Raw genomic sequence first — 16762 nt, forward strand, 5'->3', positions numbered from 1 at the left:
CGCGAATAAGTGAATTAGCCTTGAAAAGGCCTGTTTTTTGCTGTAACCCAGAGGTAAATTCCCACAAGTATAAAGGGAATGCTTAGCCATTGACCAGTTAATAGAATAGGATTGGCTCCTTCGAAACCACCCTGACTTTCCTTAACAAATTCTACGATAAAACGTACGGCCCATAGCAAAACTAAGAACACACCAAAAATCAATCCCAATTTTTTACGAGCATCGGTTTTCCAATACATATAATACAATACGGCAAAGACCAAGATATATCCAAACGCTTCATACAATTGCGTAGGGTGTTTTGCAACCACTTCATTGAGATAAGGTAAGAACTCAGGGTTTTTTTGAATGGCGTTATAAGCTTGATTATAATCGGGTATTCCCGTGATTTCTACAGCTTCTCTATGTGTGAATTTATCGCGTAAAAAACGAATTCCAAAAGCACTAGTGGTTTCGTGACCGATGATTTCCGAATTAAAAAAGTTACCTAAACGAACGAATACTCCGCCAAAAGTTACCGGTAAAACGATACGGTCCAGTATCCATAATATAGGTTTTTTGATAACATTACGACTGTAATAAATCATAACCAAGATAATTGCAATAGCAGCACCATGACTGGCTAATCCGCTAAATCCGACTATTTCGAATTTCGGAGAGAAACGTACCGGTGAAATAATTTCAAAAAGATTGTGTTTATAATAGTCCCAATCATAAAAGAAGACATGCCCCAATCTGGCCCCAATCAGGGTTGCCAATACGGTATAAATAAAAAGTTTGTCGAGTTTCTCAACGGATTCTCCTTCGCGATCGTAAATCTTTTTCATGATAAACCATCCCAAACCAAAGGCCAATACAAACATCAAGCTGTAAAAGCGCAATTTAAAAAATCCCAAATCCCAACCTTCGCTAGGATTCCATATAATATTTAATGCGTATGTCATATAAAAGGTATTGAAAGGTAAATGTATATATTTATCGCTTAGGATAAAAGTCTCCGTTGGATTTTATTATGGAACAGGATCATAACCGCTACCACCCCAAGGATGGCAACTTGCAATGCGTTTGATACCCAACCAGCCTCCCTTAAACAAACCGTGCTTTTGTAACGCCTCTAAGGTATAATGAGAACAAGTAGGAGAGTACCGACATGCTGACGGTAAAAAGGGTGAAATACCCGCCTGATAAAAACGGATCAGAACCACAAACGGAAAAATAGCGATTTTTTTAAGCATAACGATAAAGAATAAAAAAAGCTAGTAGATTTTATCTACTAGCTCCATATTTATTATAAAGTAAATGTAGTGCCTTCTTTTCCATCCTTTAGTTGAATATCTAAAGCCAGGAGGTTGTCTCGAATTTCATCGGACAACGCAAAGTTTTTATTGGCACGTGCTTCATTTCTCATAGTAATTAGCAAGTCAACTACTTGTTGCAATTTTTCATTGGCTTGAGTGGAAGATTCAGCAGCTTCCAAGCCCAATACATCAAAAGTAAAGGCGTGAATAGCAGCGGAAAACTCCATCAAATCAGCCGCAGTAATCTGCTCTTTTTGCTCTTTCAACAAATTAATCAACCGAACCGCTTCAAATAACTGTGCTATTAAGATAGGACTGTTAAAATCGTCGTTCATCGCATCATAACAATTTTGTTTCCAAGCAGCAATGTCAACAGTAGATACCGTGCTAGGCGTAATCTCATTCAAGTTTTTAATCGCTTCTAAGAGCCTGTTAAAACCTTTTTCAGATGCGAGTATAGCCTCGTCAGAAAAGTCCAGGATACTTCTGTAATGTGCTTGTAAGATGAAGAAACGAGCAACCGAAGGAGAAAAGGCTTTGCTTAAAAGCGCATTGTCTCCTGAAAACAATTCCTCAGGTAAAATATTATTACCCGTTGATTTGGACATTTTTTTACCGTTCAAAGTCAGCATATTCGCGTGCATCCAGTAATTTACTGGAGTATTGCCTGTACAAGCTTCATTCTGAGCGATTTCGCATTCGTGGTGTGGGAATTTTAAATCCATTCCTCCTCCGTGAATATCAAAGTGTTTTCCCAAGTATTTAGTGCTCATGGCTGTACACTCCAAATGCCACCCTGGAAAACCATCTCCCCAAGGCGATGGCCAACGCATGATGTGTTGCGGTTCGGCTTTTTTCCAAAGGGCAAAATCATGAGGACTTTTCTTATCCGACTGTCCGTCCAATTCGCGAGAATTTGACATTAAATCATCTATATTTCGACCGCTTAAAATACCGTATTGATAGGATTTACTATATTTTTCAACGTCAAAATAAACCGATCCGTTTACTTCATAAGCAAAACCGTTTTTGATGATTTCATTGACAATTTCAATTTGCTCAATAATGTGACCCGTAGCTGTCGGTTCGATATTGGGAGGTAAATTGTTGAATTGATTCAATATAGCATGGAAATTTAAGGTGTATTTCTGCACCACTTCCATAGGCTCAATCTGTTCCAATCTCGCTTTTTTTGCGATTTTATCTTCACCCTCATCTACATCATCTACAATATGTCCTACATCCGTAATGTTTCGAACGTAACGCACCTGATAGCCCAAATGTTTGAAATAACGATTGACCAAATCAAAAGAGATAAAAGTTCTACAGTTTCCTAAATGTACATAATTGTAAACCGTAGGTCCACAAACATACATCCCCACTTTACCTTCGTTAATGGGAGTAAAAACCTCTTTCTTCCCCGTCAGGGAATTGTAAACTTTTAAAGTTTGATTTTGATATAATGTCATAATTATTTGGGATTTTTAATGCTATTTAGAATTGGGTGTCCAATTTGATATAATCCAAAAACTCTCTGCGTACTTTATCTTCTTTAAAACGACCACCGAATTCAGCCGTTACCGTACTGCTTTCAATATCGCGTATTCCTCTAGAATTAACACAAAGGTGTTTCGCATCCATGACACAGGCAACATCTTCCGTGTTTAAAACGCGTTTTAACTCGTTGACAATTTGGATGGTTAAACGCTCTTGAACTTGCGGGCGTTTGGCGTAATAATCGACAATGCGGTTCATTTTGGATAAACCAACAACAGTACCGTTTGAAATATAAGCTACATGCGCTCTACCGATAATTGGCAATAAATGGTGTTCACAAGTAGAATAAACCGTAATGTTTTTTTCTACCAGCATTTCACCGTATTTATAATTGTTGTCGAACGTAGAAGAACTCGGTTTTTTCTTTGGATTTAATCCTCCAAAAATTTCTTTTACAAACATTTTAGCAACTCGGTTTGGGGTTCCCTTCATACTGTCATCAGTAAGGTCCATCCCCAAAGTGTATAAAATATTCTCTACGTCTTTCTTAATTGATTCGATTTTTTCATCGTCAGAACGATCAAAGGCGCCTGCTCTTAAAGGCGTATGCTCGCTAGAAGCAATATGATCGTCACCTATTTCGTCATGAAGTGTTTCTTCTTGATTCATTCGTGTTTAGATTTAATTACAAATTCGGTACAAATATAAATAATAATGTTGACTAAGTAAGGCAAAATACAAAAAGAGACCGCGCTTTGTTCGCTCTTTGCATTCCTTGTTTTTAGGGCGCTACCCTTTGGGTCGGGCTTTCCGCTATATCTCTCCTTGGCATTTTATGCCGAGGAGAGGATGCCGCTGCAATCCCTAGCGCAAAGCCTGGGTTTCTTAAGCCTGTTGTAAGATTAATTATTTCCACCAACTTGAAAAGTTTTGATCAGCTTTATCAAGGTCAATCAGTTGTCCAATTTGTGGCGTATACAATTCGATAGCATGTTTTTGTCGCAGCTGACATACTCGCTCCAAAGGCTCGTTCCAAGCGTGGTTCGCTAACGCAAATTTTGAAGAATGCACCGGAAACAAGGCTTTTGCCTTTAATTCTTCGGCGGCTTTCCATACCTCTTCGGGTTGCATGTGAATGTATTTCCAAGCCAGATTGTATTGACCGTTTTCTAAAATCGCCAAATCAAAAGGACCGTACTGAGCTCCAATTTCGGCAAAATGAGTGTCGTAACCGCTGTCACCTCCTAGGTACAATTTTTTTGATGGTGTTTGTAAAACATAAGACATCCACAAGGTATTGGAAGACCAAATACTTCGTCCAGAGAAATGACGTGCCGGAGCCGTATGTACTACAAAGCCTTCACCCAAATCAATCGTTTGGTACCAATCCTTTTCGATGATCTGATTAGGGGAATAACCCCAATATTCCAAGTGTTCACCGACTCCCAATCCACAAATAACCCGACCTACTTTTGGTTGTAATGCCTTAATCGCCTCATAATCCAAATGGTCATAATGATCGTGTGTAATCAACAAGAAATCGATAGCAGGTAAATCGGCAACAGTACAAATTTCTGTGCCTTTAAACGATTTACCACCACCGGGTAGCGGCGATACCGAACCGCTTAAAACCGGATCGATTAAAAAACGCTTACCGTCAATCTGCATATAATACGAGGAATGCCCCAACCAAATCAAAAAGTTGTTGTTCGGTAAATCTGCCCAGTTCGGTTGAATAGCAGGTATCGGATTCGTCGGTCGTACATCGGGTGATTTTTTAAAAAAGAACTCGTATAATGCCTTGGGATAGCTATAATTTTCTGCTATTTGAGGGGTGTGATGCTGATTTTGAAATTTACCATTTCGGTAATTCGGAGATTGCTGAATCATTTCAAGTCTTTGTCCTGAAGGCCGTTTTCCAAATATAGGATGCATCATATAAAAAAATGTGGTTATACCTAAAATGAGTACAATCCCCAATACCATACCGAGGATTTTTTTTAATAACTTCTTAGAGGTCATGTTTGTAAAAGTTGATAAGCAAAAATAAGCATCCTTTTTAAGCTGTACTATTGGGTAGGGAAAATTTTAAGATATAAAGGTAATTTCTAGAATATTTACAATGCGCGAATGTGCAAATTCGCGAATACATGCCTAGCGAAATAGATAAATGGGCTCCTTTGCAAAATCGTGAATATTTGCGTAAATTGCCCGTCGATTAAATAGCTATTAAACCATGGAACCCACAAAACCTTATCAGCCGATAAATAAAATACGTATCGTTACTGCCGCTTCTTTATTTGACGGACACGACGCTGCAATCAATATCATGCGCCGAATCATACAAGCGACTGGTGTAGAAGTTATTCACCTTGGACACGACCGCAGTGTAGAAGAAGTAGTGAATACCGCCATTCAAGAAGATGCCAATGCCATTGCCATGACTTCCTATCAAGGAGGACATACAGAGTATTTCAAATACATGTATGATTTATTAAAAGAAAAAGGAGCCGAACACATCAAAATCTTCGGAGGAGGAGGAGGAGTAATCCTACCGACTGAAATTCAAGAATTAGAGGATTACGGCGTGGAGCGTATTTATTCGCCAGATGATGGTCGTGCCTTGGGTTTACAAGGAATGATTAACGATTTGGTTCAACGTTCAGACTATCCTTTAGGTGACAAATTGACCAATGAATTAGACCTACTACAAGAAAAGAACGACAGAGCTATAGCGCGCTTGATTTCATCTGCGGAAAACTTCCCAGAGGTTTCAAAAACCGTTTTTGATAAAATACACGAAATAAATAAAGACAGATCCACACCAGTTTTGGGAATTACCGGAACAGGTGGAGCGGGTAAATCCTCTTTAGTCGACGAATTGGTTCGACGTTTCTTGATTGATTTTCCAGAAAAGAATATCGCCTTGGTTTCTGTCGATCCGTCGAAGAGAAAAACAGGAGGTGCTTTACTAGGTGACCGTATTCGTATGAATGCCATCAACAGCCCTCGGGTTTATATGCGTTCCTTAGCTACACGTCAATCCAACTTGGCCTTGTCGAAATATGTAGCCGAAGCCATTCAGGTTTTAAAAGCGGCCAATTACGATTTGATTGTTTTAGAAACCTCGGGTATTGGACAGTCGGATACCGAGATTATGGATCACTCCGATGTTTCTCTATATGTAATGACTCCTGAGTTTGGAGCAGCTACGCAGTTAGAGAAAATTGATATGTTGGACTTCGCAGATTTAGTTGCTATCAACAAATTTGACAAAAGAGGTGCTCTAGATGCGATTAGAGACGTTAAAAAACAATACCAACGCAATCATAACTTATGGGATGTTAATCCAGATGAGATGCCGGTATTTGGAACCATCGCTTCACAATTCAATGACCCGGGTATGAATACGCTATACAAATCCATTATGGATTGTTTGGTAGAGAGAGCTGGTTCGGATTTGGTGTCTACTTTTGAAATCACCAAAGAGATGAGTGAAAAGATTTATGTGATTCCACCGAGTAGAACGCGTTATCTATCCGAAATTGCAGAAAGCAATAGAAAATACGATCAGACTTCCCTTTCTCAACAAGAAGTAGCTCAGCGTCTGTTTGGAATCTATAGAACAATTGAATCTGTAACAGGAACCTTACCAGAATTGACAAAATTCGGATTGGACGATGCAGTTTTAGTAGGAGCCAAAGCGGATAAGGTCGAGTTTATTAAATTGTTGTTTGCGGAATTTGACCGTCAAAAATTAAACTTAGATCCTTACAATTGGGAGATTATCATCAATTGGTCGGACAAAAAAGAAAAATATAAAAATCCTTTTTACGAATTTAAGGTTCGTGACAAAGTAATTAAAATTGCCACGCATACCGAGAGTTTATCTCATTTGCAAATACCAAAAATATCCATGCCTAAATATCAGGCCTGGGGTGATGTTTTAAGATGGTCTTTACAAGAAAATGTACCGGGAGAATTTCCTTTTACGGCCGGACTATATCCGTTTAAACGCGAGGGTGAAGATCCAACGCGTATGTTTGCTGGCGAAGGTGGACCGGAGCGTACCAACAGACGTTTCCATTATGTGAGTTTGGGTATGCCTGCAAAGCGTTTATCAACGGCTTTTGACTCGGTAACCCTTTACGGTAATGATCCAGGACATCGTCCAGATGTTTATGGTAAAATCGGGAATGCCGGAGTTTCCATCTGTTGTTTGGACGATGCCAAGAAACTGTATTCTGGATTTAACTTGGCGCACGCCATGACTTCCGTGAGTATGACGATCAACGGACCAGCGCCGATGTTGTTGGGCTTCTTTATGAATGCCGCTATTGATCAGCAATGTGAATTGTACATCAAAGAAAACGGATTGGAAAAAGAAGTAGAAGCTAAAATAGCGAAGATTTATAAACAAAAGGGTATTGATCGCCCAACCTATAACGGAGACTTACCAGAGGGTAACGACGGTTTGGGATTGATGCTTTTGGGGGTAACGGGAGATTTGGTATTGCCAAACGACGTATATCAAGATATCAAAACCAGAACCCTTTCTCAAGTTAGGGGAACGGTACAAGCGGATATCCTAAAAGAAGATCAAGCGCAAAATACTTGTATTTTCTCTACTGAATTTGCCTTGAGACTGATGGGTGACGTACAGCAGTACTTTATCGAGAAAAACGTTCGAAACTTTTATTCGGTTTCTATTTCTGGATACCACATTGCAGAAGCTGGGGCAAATCCTGTGACTCAGTTAGGTTTTACTTTGGCCAATGGTTTTACTTATGTAGAGTATTACTTAAGCCGCGGTATGGACATCAATGATTTCGGGCCGAACTTGTCGTTTTTCTTCTCCAACGGTATTGATCCGGAGTATTCTGTGATTGGACGTGTAGCCAGAAGAATTTGGGCCAAGGCCTTAAAAATAAAATACGGTGCTAATGAACGTGCTCAGATGTTGAAATACCATATTCAAACATCGGGTCGTTCGTTACATGCTCAGGAAATTGACTTTAACGATATCCGTACAACGCTTCAGGCGCTTTATGCTATTTATGATAACTGCAACTCTTTGCATACCAATGCGTATGATGAGGCGATTACGACACCAACCGAAGAATCGGTACGTAGAGCGATGGCGATACAGTTGATTATCAATAAAGAATTGGGATTGGCGAAAAACGAAAACCCGATACAAGGGGCGTTTATCATTGAAGAATTGACCGACTTGGTGGAAGAAGCGGTATTGATGGAATTTGATCGTATCACAGAACGCGGAGGCGTTTTGGGAGCGATGGAAACCATGTACCAACGTTCTAAAATCCAAGAGGAAAGTTTGTATTATGAAACTTTAAAACACACGGGTGAATTCCCTATTATTGGCGTAAACACCTTCTTGAGTAAAAAGGGATCTCCTACAGTAGTTCCTGCTGAGGTAATTCGCGCAACGGAAGAAGAAAAAATGTTCCAGATTCACACCAAAGAGAATTTGAACAAAGCCAATGAAAGCCAGATTCAACATCAAATTGAAGAAATTCAATATGCAGCCATCCAAAACGAAAACATCTTTGAGAAATTGATGGAAGCGACCAAGGTTTGCTCATTAGGGCAAATCACTTCAGCACTGTTTGAAGTAGGTGGGCAATACCGTAGAAATATGTAATCTAGATTAATTGATAATTAAACAAACCTCTCCTTGGAGAGGTTTTGTTGTTTTTAAGCAGTTCGATTATTCCTACTATTATTCAGTAGTATTGATTCGTTTCGCGATGTAACCGATGCGATTACTTATATCTCTCGAACTCATTTGTATAATCGTATCTAATACAGGAGGATTCCCTTTAAAAAAGATTGCACCAGAGGCCATGAGAAACAAATTGGTTTTATCAAAATAATTTTTATAGTCAAACACTAAATTCGGACTTTCTTTAGACTCTAATTCTTCAACATCAAAAGCACTTCCCGTTGCAGATACCACAAAGAGGACTTCTTCGTTATCGAGATTATTTAATATTAGGGAGTATAAGTTTTTATCACAATTCAAGCAGCCACCTGGTCCCAATACTATTATACTAGAGTACTCTTTTTCAATTTTAAGACTATCTTTGATGATGGATTGGATGCGGTTTTGTTTGTCAAATTGCTTTTGGCAGGAGAAAAGAAAAAACACCATAAACAGCGCCAATATTTTAAGCTTGTATAAACGGATAAGTTGGGATAACGTTTTCATAACTAAGGTTTAGTTTTTGTTAGTTAACTGTTTTTTTAGGTCGAAATAGTCGAATTTTACTGTCCTATTGAAGTGTCCGTCTTCTAAATTTCGTATCATCATTCCCTTTGAAGTAACAAATGAACCCGTGTATGCGTATTTACCAACTAATAAGATTTCATCGAGGAATTTAAAGTTTTTATCGTATAGCAACAAGGAGTGTTGTGCATTTTCGAATTTTCGTTCGGGATAGCGTTCTCCATCTTGGCGGTGTGATATAAAGACACAATACAATTGATTGGCCTCATCATAGAGAAAGCAACGTATGTGACCACCATAAAACAACTCTTGGTTGGTATATTCCTGTTCGTTCATTTTCATATTGCGTTCGATTTTCAGACCCTTACCGCCTAGTTCAGTATACCTAGAATGTAAATCAAATTTGTGTATACATTCAAGAGTATTGGGGTCATAGACTTCGACCTGATTGGAGTCGTAAGTGAATAAAATCACTAAATTATTGACATAGGCATAAGCTGAGACACTTAGGGTTCTTTGTAATTCTTTAAACTTTGGAAAGGGAGCGAAGAAAGTTGCAGTAGGATTTTCCGTGAACAAATCGCCAAGCCGAAACAATTGAAAGGACTGATTAAAAGCGGTGTAGAAATCGACCCACCAATCGTACTCATCAGCATAGCTGCTCGGGCTTTGTAAATTGCTCATGGTGTAATAAGCAAATAAAAAATAGTTATCGTTGCTCCACTGTTGTTGGTGAAAAATGCGAGATAGGGCGTAGGTGTATTCATCAGTAGTATTGGAGATAAGTTTATCGAGTTTTATGGTTTTCCAGATTTCACCTAAAGAATTCATCAAGTGCAAATTATTGGTGGTGGTAGACAAAAGAATGATGGTGTCAAGTGATTTTACATAATAATTATTTAAATGACGATCCTGATTATAAAACGCTTGCAAAGAAACATCCATCTTTTTTATTCCGTCTAAATCATATACGGCTATTAGTTTCTTGGTTGTTGATAGAAAACTAATATATTCCTTTTGATTATCAGTAAAATAGTGATATTTCCCATAAGCTTGATTCAGATTAATGGTTGTTCTAGTGTTTTTTGTAAACTGATAGGTTTCTTTTCTACAGGAGACTGCTAAGTAAATCAAACCCAAACAAATAATCAAAAACAGTGTTTTGTTTTGCATAATAAAATAGTTTGAAATTGTGGCATTAGAAAGGTATAACGACCTAATGCCACAATGCATTATTTTTCAACGATGTTTAGCGGATATGCTAGCAACATTTCTTTAGATCGTATGTCATAAAAAGCAACGATTTCTTGATCTTTTTTGGAAGTTGGTTTAATTTCTAAATAAACCTCCGAACGCTTAATTTTTTGGATGATTTTTCGGTCGAAAAGATTTATAAAATCAGCCGGCTTTGCTTTAATGACCGCAAGTGCTTCCTTAGGATTGTCAGAAACGACATATCTGACAAATTCATCAACAGCAGTCAATTGATCAAAAGTCATTTCAATCACGACCTCAGCATGACAATCGTAGGGTGCGCCTTCACAATAAAAGCCACTGTGAGCATCATGTTTTAAGGTAGTCCGATTTCCGCTAAAAATTATTTTATCGGGATTTTTTGCCTCATACTCGACGTTTGCCTCTTTCTCACAACTCGACAGTCCGAGAATCATGCATAGAAGAAAAAATATATTTTTCATAATATTTAAATTTAAGTTAATAAGTGCTAAAGAAAAAAATAGCAAAATAGAAAACAAATAAAAAATGTTAAAAATTTAAATTTTAACATGTTAAAATTTGTTTTTGTATTGTTTACGTGTGATTGTAGTTGCTTTTATGTGTTTTTTTAAATAAAGGGTACTTATGTCTTGAAGTAGTAATGACAAGAAATTTAATTGAAAAAAGTAGGTGGTCAACGTTATGATGTCATTGGTCAAAAGATTTTCATTGCGATTAGCGCTCAGGCGTTATTTGCATAAAAAATCAAATAAATATGAGAATTTCCATTTTTTATGTACTGTTATGCGCTTGGATAGGTGTTTTATCGAGTTATGGGCAAACAGGAGTGTCCGGTCAGCTTAAGGTCGACTACATTCCGCTATCGAACTACATTCGCGGTATCGATAGCGTTAAAACCGATTCCAAAAGTGATTTTAAACGGGTGGATTTCGGTTTGGAAATACCATTGTCATTGGTAATGAATGCAGAAAATAAACCTAAATTATGGTCGGTATTTGTACAGAGTAGTTATGCAAAAATGCAGAATAAAAATTATGAAAAGGCCTTGTTTCCCGAAGAGATGTGGAATGCTCAAATTGGGTTAAAACACTTGCGGCCCTTAGGAACTAGTTGGTCGATGTTGGTGATGGCATCAGTGGGCGTTTATACCGATATGGAGCAAATTACCAGCGACGATATACTGGGACAGGGAGGTGTGATATTTATCAAACACTTCAATCCCAATCTGGCTTTAGGGGTCGGACCAGTACTGACTAACAATTTTGGGGTGCCGATGGTTTTACCGGGTATCTATTTTAACTGGGAGTCTCAGGGAGCTTTGCATTTTAAAATTACCTTCCCAGAGGGACTGGAGTTGGGTTATCGCGTTTCGGAAAATGTCGATTTAAAAGCCGTAGTTGAACTGCATGGGATGACGGCAGAAATTAAAGTGAATGGGGAATCCATGTTATTGGGGCATCAGCAAGTAACGGCTGGATTTCGTCCACAGTTTAAACTCGGGGATCATTGGATTCTTGAATTGACCGCAGGAACCAGTCTCGCCAGATCTTTTAGTGCCAATTCGAGAGAATTAAAGGATATATTTAAGATTAAAGACCATGCTGACGATCGATTCTCGACGACCTTATATGGCGCAGCAGCCTTAAAGTGGAAATTTTAATAAGGTTTTTTATTGAAATTTTTATAATAACAGTAGCTCTTCAGTCCTTTTTGGGTTGAGGAGCTACTTCTTTATAGCTTATTTACTTAGTAATTTTTTATAAACCACATCCTGTAATAGAGTTTCTCTGTATGTTCTCGATACCGGTAGTTGTTGTCCGCTAACAAACAATCTATTGCCGTTGATGGATTCGATATGAGAAATATTGACGACATAGGATTTGTGTATTCTAAAAAAATACTCTTTCGGCAGTTTGTCCATTAAGGATAGTACGGTTTGATGAATAACGAGTACTTGATCTTTAAAATGCAACTTGACGTAATTCTGCATCCCTTCGATATAGCGGAGTTCTGGCCAGGAAATTTTCTGAAAGCCATCGCCTTGACGTATGTATAAAAAAGGATCTAAAGCAATGTTTAGCGCTGTTCCAACTGCGGCCTCATGCAGTTGCTTGGCTTTGAGTACGGCTTGATAATACCTTTGAAAAGAGATTGGTTTTAATAAATAATCAACTACTTGCAATTGATAGCCCTCTAGGGCATATTCGGAATAAGCCGTGGTCAAAATCACTAATGGCGGTTTTTCCAATGATTTTAGAAAATCCAATCCCGATAAATAGGGTAAATTGATATCGAGAAAAATCAAATCTACGGATCCGTTCTGTAGAAAAGTTCTGGCTTCCAAGGCAGTTGAACAATGGCCGACTACAGTTATAAAATCTATTTTATCAGCAAAGTCAGCAAGTCCTACTCTTGCGAGGGGTTCATCATCGATAATCAAACAGTTTAATTGAAATTCCATAAATCGAATTAAGGGTTTTAATTTAATTGTAACTTTAAAAATAGGGTGAAACTGAGGTCTGTTTTGTCGATATCGAGTTGGTGTCGATCAGGGTATTGGATGCTCAATCTTTTGCGTACGTTGGTCAATCCCAATCCTTGACTATGTGAGGGGGTTTTGTAGGCAGGGGAATAGGAGTTCTCAATGCGCAATTCCAAGGTTTTTTCTCGTTGTTGACAGCTGAGGTGGATGTACCCTTTTTCATTGGGCATACGCGATACGTGTTTAAAAGCATTTTCAATCAGAGGTATTAGTAATAGTGGTGTGATGTGTTGTTTGGGATTTTGGATGTCCCATTGGCATTGTACTTCGAGTTCGTCACCCCAGCGGACCTGTTCGATGGCGACCAAATCCTTTAAGTATTTAATTTCGCGCTCCAAATCGACAAATTCGCGATTACATTCATAGAGTTGGTAGCGCAATATGTCGGAAAATTGAATCAAGAGATTTGACGCCAAAGCGACGTCGCGCTGCATTAAGATATGGATATGATTTAAAACATTAAACATCAAATGCGGATTGATTTGATCTTGTAATAATTTGATTTGAGCTTCCAAGTGAATGCGTTGTAGGCGGGCGTGATTTTGTTCGATTCGATGATGTTCAACATAAAAGCGCAATCCACAGGCGGTGCCGATGATTAAGGCGGCGGATGGAACAGAACTGTATGAACGGGTCCATATAGCACGGACTATATCGCCATTGATTTCCTTCTCACGAAAGATTTCGTCGGCGTATAATTGTGTAAAAATAGTTTCTATAAATCCGATTAAAAAAGCTAGTAGAAGCACATTGAAAAAGCACTGAATAAGAAAGGTTTTCATTTTATTCTCTTGTAAGGCTTTTGGTAATAGGACATCACTTAATCCGTGGGCAATGATAAAACAGGCGAACAATAGCGATAGCAGTAGAAAACTAGCCGCACCTACATCGAATGTTTTAATTAATTGAATCCAGATAGCAAATCCAAATAAACCCCAGAACAGTACGATAAAAACCCAGCGGCGGTATAGTATATTTAATTTCATGAATTAGGCGGAATCAGTAAAAATGAGCTTATAAAAAAGGCAAAGAGAAACATCTCTTTGCCTTTTTTACTACTAGATAGGAAGGGGTAATTACAAAAAGAAATAACCTACACTAAGGTTAAATGAGCTCGTTCTTTTGTCAAAGTCTTTACTCAATTTGCTTAAACCACCTTCATAACGCAAGTCTACGTTTAAACCGATTACATCGATTCCTGCTCCAACTTGAAAGCCCATTTGGGACTTGTCAAAGCTACTTCTTGTCGAATTCTGAATATTATTAAAAACAGAAGAATTGTCATCAAACACATAAGAATATACACCTCCGCCGAAAACGCGTACATTAACTAAGGAAAGGTCAAGTACTTTATAACCGACTAAAACCGGTACATCAATACTTTTCCATGTTATATTGGAATTACCTCCTGCTGAGTTTTCAATTTTAGATTTTTTCTCAGAATATAAAACCTCTCCTTGAAGGTAGGCTTTACCTAAATCTAATCGCACCATAGCACCTCCAAAATATCCTGCTGAATATTTAGAGTTCAGATTCATTTCAGATAGGGATAAATCGGTAAAGTTGGCACCTCCTTTAATACCGATATGGATAGGTAAGGGAGATTGAGCAAATGTAGGAACTGATAGAAGACCCAAGCCTATAAAAAGCAAGAAGACAATTTTTTTCATTTTAATTTATTTTTGAGATTAATTAGTACAAAGTAACGCAAATGAACGTAAAGGATGAAAATTATTTTGACCAACGACATCGATAATAGGTTCAACGGTTTTTGAAAACAAACAATCCTTACCTATAAAACACTTTTTCGTTTTACAATTAAAATAGGGACCCGATATTTTTTTATCGTAAAAGGGCATTAACTTATTTTCAATACTATTATATTTGATATAAGAAATATACGATAAAATTTTTACTACAAGAAACTTTTTATCCTACTTTTTTACAAAATAATAAATTATGATTAAACAAGTCTATACTTCAGAACGGTTGATTCTGAATCCTATACACATTTCGGATGCTCCATTTATACTTCGCTTGGTCAATTCACCGGGCTGGATTGAATTTATCGGTGATCGAAAAATTAGCGATACAGCTGGGGCTATAAAGTATATTGAAAACATTGAAAACAATTCAGAATCCTTTTTTTGGGTTGTCTTCGATAAAGCGAGCCATCAACCCCTGGGAGTTGTTAGTCTGATTCAAAGGACGTATTTGCCTTACCCGGATATTGGTTTTGCTTTTTTAGCAGAGTTTGGAAAACAGGGGTATGCCTTTGAAGCGGCAAGCTGTATCCTTGAGAAGCTGGCAGCAAATTCCGAACATACAACCATTCTAGCCAGTACACTGACAAACAACACCAATTCGAAACGTTTATTGGAGCGATTGGGATTGGTTTATGTTCAAAATATCCTGGTAGAAGGCGAGGATCTGATGTTGTACACCACGGATAAAGACCAAACTGAAATTGATTTACTGATTGAGGCCTATTATGCGTTTTTTAAAAACACCACTCAAGAATGGGAAATGATTCAGCGTTTCTTTACCGTCAAGGCGACGATAACCAAGGTTACAGAAGGTAATATGGAACAACTTGACGTTGCGGGATTTCTTCTACCTCGTAAAAAGTTATTAACGAATGGAACGTTAACTGATTTTTCGGAAGTGGAAATTAAACGACATACCCAAATAGAAGGGAGAATCGCGCATCGCCTTTCGGGATATCGGAAAAATGGATTGTGGGATGGGAAGTTGTATGCGGGTTCGGGTACCAAATCTTTTCAATTAATCAAAACTACCCATGGATGGAAAATTCATTCTTTGATTTGGAATGATACTGTTTTAAATACAGTAGTAGAGGCTTAAATAAAAAGTCGTATTACCGCGACAATGTATTTAAATTGAAAATCTTTATTATCTTGAGATCGATTTAAAATAAACGGATTATCATGGGTTTAGAAAGTGCGAGAGACTATTTGAAAAAATGGGAAAAAGATACCGACATAATAGTTTTAGATGTATCGAGTGCTACGGTTGAATTAGCGGCTAAGGCCTTAGGTGTTCAAGAAGCTCAAATTGCCAAAAGCATTTCACTAAAACACCCGGATCATGGTGCTCTGTTGATTGTTATAGGTGGTCTTCACAAAATCGATAACAAAAAATTTAAGGCTCATTTTGGATTTAAGTCTAAAATGTTGGGTTTTGAAGAGGTTGAAACCGTAATCGGTCATCCTGTTGGTGGGGTTTGTCCTTTTGGTATTAATGCGGATATTCCAGTGTATTTGGATGTTTCCTTAAAGCAGAATACGGTGGTTTATCCTGCTTGTGGAAACTCGCGATCCGTGATTAAAATGACCATAGACGAGATGGAACAAACGACAGCCTTTATACAATGGATTGATGTATGTAACTTTTAAGTTTAGTTGCCCATACGCCTTTAAAGCCCATGTGCCCATCAGCGTATCAGCGTATCAGCGTATCTGCCCATCAGAAAACATCTTTTGTTGTGCTAATGGCGATACGGTTCCAGGTATTGATAGTGATGATTGCCATGATTAATTGTGCAGCATAACTTTCTCCAAAAAAAGCAATAACTTCTTGATAGGTAGCATCGCTCACTCCACCTTGGTGAATAAGTGTTACCTCTTCTGCTAATTGAAGTATGGCTTTTTCTTCTTTCGTAAATAACGCGGTTTCCTTCCATGCATTAAGTAAAAATAAGCGTTGTGCTGTTTCCCCAATTTTAAGAGCTTCTTGAGTGTGCATATTAAGACAAAAAGCACAACCGTTGATTTGTGATACACGTACTTTAATCAATTCTTTGTGAATGGCAGTTAAGTCCGATTTTTTAAGTTGCATTTCCAATTCGAAAACGGCGTTATAGGCTTGTGGGAATGCTTGTGAAAGATCAATTCTATTTGACATTGTTATATGTTTTAA

General features: G+C 38.0%; 16 protein-coding genes. 4 read left to right on the top strand and 12 right to left on the bottom strand.

Translation table 11 applies throughout. The features are described from left to right. Window positions 1-14 precede the first annotated feature (14 nt). The 5 genes from lgt to KO524_RS13015 form a co-directional block, all read right to left on the bottom strand. Window positions 15-944 carry a prolipoprotein diacylglyceryl transferase gene (gene lgt / locus KO524_RS12995; protein ID WP_219294644.1) on the bottom strand — a complete coding sequence of 310 codons (930 nt, stop codon included), beginning with the start codon at window positions 942-944 and terminating at the stop codon, window positions 15-17. A gap of 66 nt (window positions 945-1010) precedes the next feature. After that, on the bottom strand, window positions 1011-1235 hold the full coding sequence (yidD, locus tag KO524_RS13000) for a membrane protein insertion efficiency factor YidD (protein ID WP_219294646.1): 225 nt from the start codon (window positions 1233-1235) through the stop codon (window positions 1011-1013). A gap of 53 nt (window positions 1236-1288) precedes the next feature. Next, window positions 1289-2767: a cysteine--tRNA ligase gene (cysS, locus tag KO524_RS13005; protein ID WP_219294647.1), complete on the bottom strand. Its 1479-nt coding sequence runs from the start codon at window positions 2765-2767 to the stop codon at window positions 1289-1291. Window positions 2768-2792: 25 nt separating this feature from the next. Beyond that, entirely contained in the window at window positions 2793-3464 is a 672-nt protein-coding gene (gene folE / locus KO524_RS13010) for a GTP cyclohydrolase I FolE (RefSeq protein ID WP_219294649.1), read from the bottom strand. Window positions 3465-3701: 237 nt separating this feature from the next. Next, the gene (locus KO524_RS13015) at window positions 3702-4817 is read right to left on the bottom strand and encodes an MBL fold metallo-hydrolase (RefSeq protein WP_255555263.1); all 1116 of its coding nucleotides are present in this window, start codon (window positions 4815-4817) and stop codon (window positions 3702-3704) included. 214 nt (window positions 4818-5031) lie between these two features. Here KO524_RS13015 and KO524_RS13020 point away from each other — a divergent pair, with 214 nt between their 5' ends. Further along, the gene (locus tag KO524_RS13020) at window positions 5032-8460 is read left to right on the top strand and encodes a methylmalonyl-CoA mutase family protein (RefSeq protein ID WP_219294650.1); all 3429 of its coding nucleotides are present in this window, start codon (window positions 5032-5034) and stop codon (window positions 8458-8460) included. 78 nt (window positions 8461-8538) lie between these two features. On the opposite strand, the gene KO524_RS13025 is transcribed toward KO524_RS13020, so the two are convergent. The 3 genes from KO524_RS13025 to KO524_RS13035 are packed head-to-tail and all read right to left on the bottom strand — an operon-like array spanning window position 8539 to window position 10742. Further along, window positions 8539-9027, bottom strand: coding sequence for a hypothetical protein (locus tag KO524_RS13025; RefSeq protein WP_219294652.1), 489 nt, complete (start codon window positions 9025-9027; stop codon window positions 8539-8541). 9 nt (window positions 9028-9036) lie between these two features. Beyond that, entirely contained in the window at window positions 9037-10218 is a 1182-nt protein-coding gene (locus KO524_RS13030) for a DUF4221 family protein (RefSeq protein ID WP_219294654.1), read from the bottom strand. A 59-nt stretch (window positions 10219-10277) separates the two neighbouring features. Beyond that, the gene (locus KO524_RS13035) at window positions 10278-10742 is read right to left on the bottom strand and encodes a hypothetical protein (RefSeq protein WP_219294655.1); all 465 of its coding nucleotides are present in this window, start codon (window positions 10740-10742) and stop codon (window positions 10278-10280) included. A gap of 293 nt (window positions 10743-11035) precedes the next feature. On the opposite strand from KO524_RS13035, the gene KO524_RS13040 reads away from it, so the two are divergent. Next, window positions 11036-11941 (top strand): DUF6268 family outer membrane beta-barrel protein, encoded by a 906-nt coding sequence (locus KO524_RS13040; protein ID WP_219294656.1) that lies wholly within the window; start codon window positions 11036-11038, stop codon window positions 11939-11941. Window positions 11942-12019: 78 nt separating this feature from the next. On the opposite strand, the gene KO524_RS13045 is transcribed toward KO524_RS13040, so the two are convergent. The 3 genes from KO524_RS13045 to KO524_RS13055 all read right to left on the bottom strand — a co-directional run bounded on the left by KO524_RS13045 (window position 12020) and on the right by KO524_RS13055 (window position 14493). Then, entirely contained in the window at window positions 12020-12742 is a 723-nt protein-coding gene (locus tag KO524_RS13045) for a LytTR family DNA-binding domain-containing protein (protein ID WP_219294657.1), read from the bottom strand. 17 nt (window positions 12743-12759) lie between these two features. Then, window positions 12760-13809 carry a sensor histidine kinase gene (locus KO524_RS13050; RefSeq protein ID WP_219294658.1) on the bottom strand — a complete coding sequence of 350 codons (1050 nt, stop codon included), beginning with the start codon at window positions 13807-13809 and terminating at the stop codon, window positions 12760-12762. Window positions 13810-13899: 90 nt separating this feature from the next. Next, window positions 13900-14493 (bottom strand): porin family protein, encoded by a 594-nt coding sequence (locus KO524_RS13055; protein ID WP_219294660.1) that lies wholly within the window; start codon window positions 14491-14493, stop codon window positions 13900-13902. A 289-nt stretch (window positions 14494-14782) separates the two neighbouring features. Here KO524_RS13055 and KO524_RS13060 point away from each other — a divergent pair, with 289 nt between their 5' ends. After that, on the top strand, window positions 14783-15688 hold the full coding sequence (locus tag KO524_RS13060; RefSeq protein ID WP_219294661.1) for a GNAT family N-acetyltransferase: 906 nt from the start codon (window positions 14783-14785) through the stop codon (window positions 15686-15688). An 83-nt stretch (window positions 15689-15771) separates the two neighbouring features. Next, complete coding sequence (locus KO524_RS13065) at window positions 15772-16239, top strand: YbaK/EbsC family protein (protein WP_219294663.1); 468 nt, start codon at window positions 15772-15774, stop codon at window positions 16237-16239. Window positions 16240-16309: 70 nt separating this feature from the next. On the opposite strand, the gene KO524_RS13070 is transcribed toward KO524_RS13065, so the two are convergent. Next, window positions 16310-16747, bottom strand: a complete 438-nt coding sequence (locus KO524_RS13070) for a carboxymuconolactone decarboxylase family protein (protein WP_219294665.1) — start codon at window positions 16745-16747, stop codon at window positions 16310-16312. Between the last annotated feature and the right edge of the window lie 15 nt (window positions 16748-16762).

The organism is Flavobacterium sp. NKUCC04_CG, assembly GCF_019345525.1.
Taxonomy (GTDB): domain Bacteria; phylum Bacteroidota; class Bacteroidia; order Flavobacteriales; family Flavobacteriaceae; genus Flavobacterium.